At 61.9% G+C, this 6,321-nt stretch carries 4 protein-coding genes; all 4 read left to right on the top strand.

Annotation, left to right across the window (positions count from 1 at the left end):
- Positions 1-293: 293 nt before the first annotated feature.
- Positions 294-3,029, top strand: a complete 2,736-nt coding sequence (gene secA, locus QYE47_RS27090; RefSeq protein ID WP_014592275.1) for a preprotein translocase subunit SecA — start codon at positions 294-296, stop codon at positions 3,027-3,029.
- 182 nt (positions 3,030-3,211) lie between these two features.
- Positions 3,212-4,429: a bifunctional glutamate N-acetyltransferase/amino-acid acetyltransferase ArgJ gene (gene argJ, locus QYE47_RS27085; protein WP_010952461.1), complete on the top strand. Its 1,218-nt coding sequence runs from the start codon at positions 3,212-3,214 to the stop codon at positions 4,427-4,429.
- A gap of 155 nt (positions 4,430-4,584) precedes the next feature.
- Positions 4,585-5,217, top strand: a complete 633-nt coding sequence (locus tag QYE47_RS27080; protein ID WP_014592274.1) for a glutathione S-transferase family protein — start codon at positions 4,585-4,587, stop codon at positions 5,215-5,217.
- Positions 5,214-6,158 (top strand): Nudix family hydrolase, encoded by a 945-nt coding sequence (locus tag QYE47_RS27075; RefSeq protein ID WP_014592273.1) that lies wholly within the window; start codon positions 5,214-5,216, stop codon positions 6,156-6,158. The genes QYE47_RS27080 and QYE47_RS27075 overlap by 4 nt, the downstream gene beginning before the upstream one ends.
- Positions 6,159-6,321 lie beyond the last annotated feature (163 nt).

The following is a 6,321-nucleotide window of genomic DNA, read 5'->3' as shown; positions in this document are numbered from 1 at the left end:
CCTACAGGGTTATCGATACCTCGTAGGAGCGGGCTTGCCCGCGAAGAGGCCGGTACGGGCGACACAAGATAGGAGTCATTCTCGATACGTTTCATGATCCCGGGCCTTGAACTCAGGGAAAATGCCCCTATCTAAAACAGGCCCCCGCCAAAACGCTGTATCAGCATCGTGGAAATCCACCACTTTCCTCACCATCGTTTCCGGGTAGAATGCTCGTTCGCATGCGGCCTATGGGCTGCACGGGCGACTCATGGGGCCGCCCTCCATCCCTACGTGTGGAAGATCCTGCCGATATGTTTGCGCCTTTGTTAAAAAAACTTTTTGGAAGCAAGAACGAGCGTGAAGTCAAACGCATGCTCAAGACGGTGAGTATCGTCAATGCCTTCGAAGAGAAGATGGTGGCCCTCTCCGACGAGCAACTGCGGGGCAAGACTGCAGAGTTCAAGGAGCGCCTGGCCAAAGGCGAGACACTGGACCAATTGCTGCCCGAAGCCTTCGCCGTGGCCCGCGAGGCCGGCAAGCGCGTAATGGGCATGCGCCATTTCGATGTGCAGCTGATCGGCGGCATGACCCTGCACGAGGGTATGATCGCAGAAATGCGCACCGGTGAAGGCAAGACCTTGGTCGGTACCCTGGCCGTCTACCTCAACGCATTGTCCGGCAAGGGCGTGCATGTGGTCACCGTCAACGACTACCTGGCGCGCCGTGACGCCAACTGGATGCGCCCGCTGTACGAATTCCTCGGTCTGTCGGTCGGTATCGTCTCTGCCTTCCAGCCGCCGGAAGAAAAGCGCGCCGCCTATGCGGCCGACATCACCTACGGCACCAACAACGAATTCGGGTTCGACTACCTGCGCGACAACATGGCGTTCAGCCAGGACGAGAAGTTCCAGCGTGAACTGAACTTCGCCGTGATCGACGAAGTCGACTCCATCCTCATCGACGAAGCGCGTACCCCGCTGATCATTTCCGGTCAGGCCGAGGACAGCTCCAAGCTGTACATCGAGATCAACCGCCTGATCCCGCGCCTCACCCAGCACATCGAAGAGGTCGAAGGCCAGGTCACCCAGGAAGGCCACTTCACCATCGACGAGAAGAGTCGCCAGGTGGAGCTGAACGAAGCCGGTCACCAGTTCATCGAAGAAATGCTGGCCCAGGCGGGCCTGCTGGCCGAAGGCGAGAGCCTGTATTCCGCGCACAATCTGGGGCTGCTGACACACGTCTACGCCGGTCTTCGCGCACACAAGCTGTTCCACCGTAACGTCGAGTACATCGTCCAGGACGGCCAGGTTCTGCTGATCGACGAACACACCGGCCGTACCATGCCGGGCCGTCGCCTGTCCGAGGGCCTGCATCAGGCCATCGAGGCCAAAGAGAACCTGAACATCCAGGCCGAGAGCCAGACCCTGGCTTCGACCACCTTCCAGAACTACTTCCGCCTGTACACCAAGCTGTCCGGCATGACCGGTACCGCCGACACCGAAGCATTCGAGTTCCAGTCGATCTACGGCCTGAACGTGATGGTCATTCCGCCGAACAAGCCACTGGCGCGCAAGGACTACAACGACCTGGTGTACCTGACCGCTGACGAGAAATACGCCGCGATCATCGCCGACATCAAGGAAAGCATGAAGCTGGGCCGTCCGGTGCTGGTAGGTACCGCGACCATTGAAACTTCCGAGCACATGTCCAACCTCCTGAAAAAGGAAGGGATCGACCACAAGGTGCTCAACGCCAAGTATCACGAGAAGGAAGCCGAGATCATCGCGCAAGCAGGCGCGCCCGGTGCACTGACCATCGCCACCAACATGGCTGGCCGTGGTACCGACATCCTGCTGGGCGGTAACTGGGAAGCCGAAGTGGCTGCCCTGGAAAACCCGACAGCCGAGCAGATCGCCCAGATCAAGGCCGACTGGCAGAAGCGTCACCAGCAAGTGATCGAGACGGGTGGCCTGCATGTAATCGCTTCCGAGCGCCACGAATCGCGCCGTATCGACAACCAGCTGCGCGGCCGCTCCGGTCGTCAGGGCGACCCGGGTTCCAGTCGCTTCTACCTGTCGCTGGAAGACAGCCTGATGCGCATCTTCGCCTCTGACCGGGTGAAGAACTTCATGAAGGCACTGGGCATGCAGTCGGGCGAGGCCATCGAGCACCGCATGGTCACCAACGCTATCGAGAAAGCCCAGCGCAAGGTCGAAGGCCGCAACTTCGACATTCGTAAGCAATTGCTCGAATATGACGACGTCGCCAACGAGCAGCGCAAGGTGATCTACCACATGCGCAACAGCCTGCTGGCCGCCGAGAACATTGGCGACACCATCGTCGAATTCCGCAAGGAAGTACTGGACGCTACCATCAGCCAGCACATTCCGCCGCAGTCGCTGCCAGAGCAGTGGGACGTAGCCGGCCTGGAGGCTTCGCTGGCCAGCGATTTCGCCATCAAGTTGCCGATTCAGCAATGGCTCGACGAGGACGATCACCTCTACGAAGAGACCTTGCGCGAGAAGCTGCTGAACGAGATCACCACTGCCTACACCGAGAAGGAAGACCAGGCCGGTCTCGAGGCCCTGCGAACCTTCGAGAAGCAGATTCTGCTGCGCGTACTGGACGACCTGTGGAAAGACCACCTGTCGACCATGGACCACCTGCGTCATGGTATTCACCTGCGTGGTTATGCGCAGAAGAACCCGAAGCAGGAGTACAAGCGCGAGTCGTTCAGCCTGTTCCAGGAGCTGTTGGAGTCGATCAAGCGCGACACCATCCGCGTGCTGTCACACGTACAGGTTCGCCGCGAAGACCCGGCCGAAGAAGAAGCCCGCCTGCGCCGCGAGGCCGAAGAGCTGGCGAGTCGCATGCAGTTCCAGCACGCCGCTGCACCGGGCCTGGGAAGTGAGCAACTGAGCGAGGAGGGTGCCGAAGTAGCGGTAGCCTCGGCGCCAGTACGCAATGACCAGAAGCTGGGCCGCAACGAGCCGTGCTGGTGTGGTTCGGGCAAGAAGTTCAAGCATTGCCACGGTCAGATCGAGTGATCTGAACCTTACGTTGTACAAGCCTGGGGTCGCTTTGCGGCCCTTTCGCGACACAAGGCCGCTTCTACAGGTACCGCGCTCGTCCATGAACGGGCGCGATCCTTGTGGGGGCGGCCTTGTGTCGCGATGGGGTGCGAAGCGGCCCCTTTTTCGACATCATCGTTTTTTCTAGGAGCGCTCTAATGGCTGTTGGTCTTGGTCCTTTGCCCACCCTGCACCCGGTTCCGGGTTTTGAACTCGGTATCGCTTCTGCCGGTATCAAGCGCCCGGGGCGCAAGGATGTGGTGGTCATGCGCTGTGCCGAAGGCTCCAGCGTGGCTGGCGTGTTCACCCTCAACGCCTTCTGCGCAGCGCCGGTGATCCTGTCCAAGCAGCGTGTACAGGGCACCGTGCGCTACCTGCTGACCAACACGGGAAATGCCAACGCCGGCACCGGCGCGCCAGGCCTGGCCGCCGCCGAGCGCACCTGCGCCAAGCTGGCCGAACTGGCTGGCGTACCGGCCGAGTCGGTACTGCCGTTCTCCACCGGCGTGATTGGCGAGCCGCTGCCGGTCGAAAAGATCGAAGGCGCGCTGCAGGCCGCCCTCGACAACCTGTCGGAGAACAACTGGGCTGAGGCCGCTACCGGCATCATGACCACCGACACCCTGCCCAAAGGGGCCAGCCGCCAGTTCCAGCACGATGGCGTGACCGTCACCGTTACCGGTATCAGCAAGGGTGCAGGCATGATCCGCCCGAACATGGCGACCATGCTGGGCTACATCGCCACCGACGCCAAGGTGGCGCCAAAGGTACTCAAGGACCTGATGCTGGACGGCGCCAACAAGTCGTTCAACCGCATCACGATCGATGGTGACACTTCGACCAACGATTGCTGCATGCTGATCGCTACCGGCAAGGCCGACCTGCCGGAAGTGACCGAAGCCAGCGGCGCGCTTTTCGAAGCGCTGAAAAAGGCCGTGTTCGAAGTGTGCATGGAAGTGGCCCAGGCCATTGTCCGTGACGGCGAAGGCGCGACCAAGTTCGTGACCGTGCAGGTCAACGGTGGTGGCAACCACCAGGAGTGCCTGGACGTCGGCTACGCCGTGGCCCACTCGCCGCTGATCAAGACCGCGCTGTTCGCTTCCGACCCGAACTGGGGCCGTATCCTCGCTGCGGTAGGTCGTGCCGGTGTACCGGAACTGGATGTAAGCCTGATCGATGTTTACCTGGACAGCGTTTGCATTGCGAGCAAAGGTGGCCGCAGCCCGAGCTATACCGAAGCGCAGGGTTCGGCAGTGATGGCCCAGGAAGAGATCACCATCCGAATCGAGCTGGGCCGTGGCCAGTGCAGCGAAACCATCTGGACGACCGACCTGTCCCACGAGTACGTGAAGATCAACGCCGAGTACCGTACCTGATCTACTGATCCGAAGGCCTCTTCGCGGGCACGCCCGCTCCCACAGGTGTTGCAATGCCTGCAGGAGCGGTGCGGTCCCTGCAGGAGCGGGCTTGCCCGCGAAAGGCCGCGCAGCGGCCTGCGGGTTTTGCAATACAAACCTGATGGAGCCGAACCATGAGCTATCACCTGATCATCGGCGACAAGCTGTACTCCTCCTGGTCGCTGCGTGGCGCCCTGGCCCTCGAGCTGGCTGGCGTGCCCTACGAAGAAACCCTGATCAAGCTGAACCAGCCTGATACCCGCCAGCGCATCCTCGCTTTCTCCTCCACCGGCAAGGTGCCGCTGCTCAAGAGCGAGCACGGTGTGATCGCTGACTCGCTGGCCATTGCCGAATACCTCAACGAACGCCACCCCGAAGCCCAGCTGTGGCCTGCCGATGTGGCGGCGCGTGCCCAGGCCCGTTCGGCCTGTGCGCAGATGCATAGCGGCTTCTTTGCCCTGCGCGGCGCCATGCCGTTCGACTTGTCGCGCGACCAGGCGCTGGACAGCGTGCCGCTGGACGTACAAATCGACATCGACCGTATCGTTGCGCTGTGGTCCGAATGCCGTCTGGTGGCCAAGGACAGCGGCCCGTTCCTGTTCGGCAAGCCAAGCCTGGCCGATGCCTTCTTTGCCCCGGTAGCCGTGCGCCTGCGCACCTACCGCGTAGAAGTCCCCGCCGAGGCGGCAGCCTACATCGAAACCATTTATCAGTGGCCAGCCTTCCAGGCATGGCAACAGGCAGGCCTGGAGGAGCGTGAAGCGTGAAACGGATTCATGTAGTGGCTGCCGTCATTCGCGGCGCTGATGGCCGTATTCTGATCGCACGCCGTGCCGATACCCAGCACCAGGGCGGCTTGTGGGAGTTCCCCGGTGGCAAGGTGGAAGAAGGCGAAAGCGTCGAAGTGGCGCTTGCCCGCGAGTTGCGCGAGGAGCTGGGCATTGAGGTAAGCCATTCGCGTGCGCTGATCAAGGTCAGCCATGACTACTCGGACAAGCAGGTGCTGCTGGACGTGCGCGAGGTCGAAGCGTTCACTGGCGAACCGCATGGTGCCGAAGGCCAGCCGCTGGAGTGGGTTGCCCCGCGCGATTTGCCGCAGTACGAATTCCCCGAGGCCAACAAGCCGATCGTCGCCGCTGCGCGCCTGCCGGACCAGTACCTGATCACCCCGGACGGCCTGGAAGTGCCGCAAATGCTCAAGGGCATCCAGAAGGCGGTGGCCAATGGTATTCGCCTGATCCAGTTACGTGCCCCGGACATGTACGACCCCAAGTACCGCGACGTGGCGGTGGATGCGGTCGGGCTGTGTGCGGGCAAGGCGCAGCTGATGCTTAAAGGGCCACTGGAATGGCTGGGTGATTTCCCGGCGGCCGGTTGGCACCTGACGGCCGCGCAGCTGCGCAAGTACGCCGCCAGGGGCCGGCCGTTCCCCAAGGAGCGCTGGTTGGCGGCATCCTGCCACAGTGCCGAAGAGCTGGCGCTGGCTGAGCAGATGGGGGTGGACTTTGTCACCTTGTCGCCAGTGCAGGCTACCCAGACTCACCCTGAGGCGGTGCCGTTGGGATGGGATGAGGCGCAGCGGTTGATTGCCGGGTTCAACAAGCCGGTTTACCTGCTGGGTGGGGTAGGGCCGGGTGAGCGCGAGCATGCTTGGGAAGCCGGGGCACAGGGCGTAGCCGGGATCCGGGCTTTCTGGCCCGAGGTTTGAGTCCCCTGTAACAGGGGCCGCTGCGGGGCCCATTCGCGGGGCCCGCTCCTACAGGAAACTCACAAGCTTCAAGCCTGCTCGAAACCTGGACTGCCCCCAAGAAGTTGGACACCAATCCAACCCTTGGGGGATCTATGGGTAAGTACACCGAGCAATTCAAGCT

The organism is Pseudomonas sp. 2,4-D, from assembly GCF_030418155.1.
Lineage (GTDB): Bacteria > Pseudomonadota > Gammaproteobacteria > Pseudomonadales > Pseudomonadaceae > Aquipseudomonas > Aquipseudomonas alloputida.
This window is presented reverse-complemented; position numbering and strand designations above follow the sequence as displayed.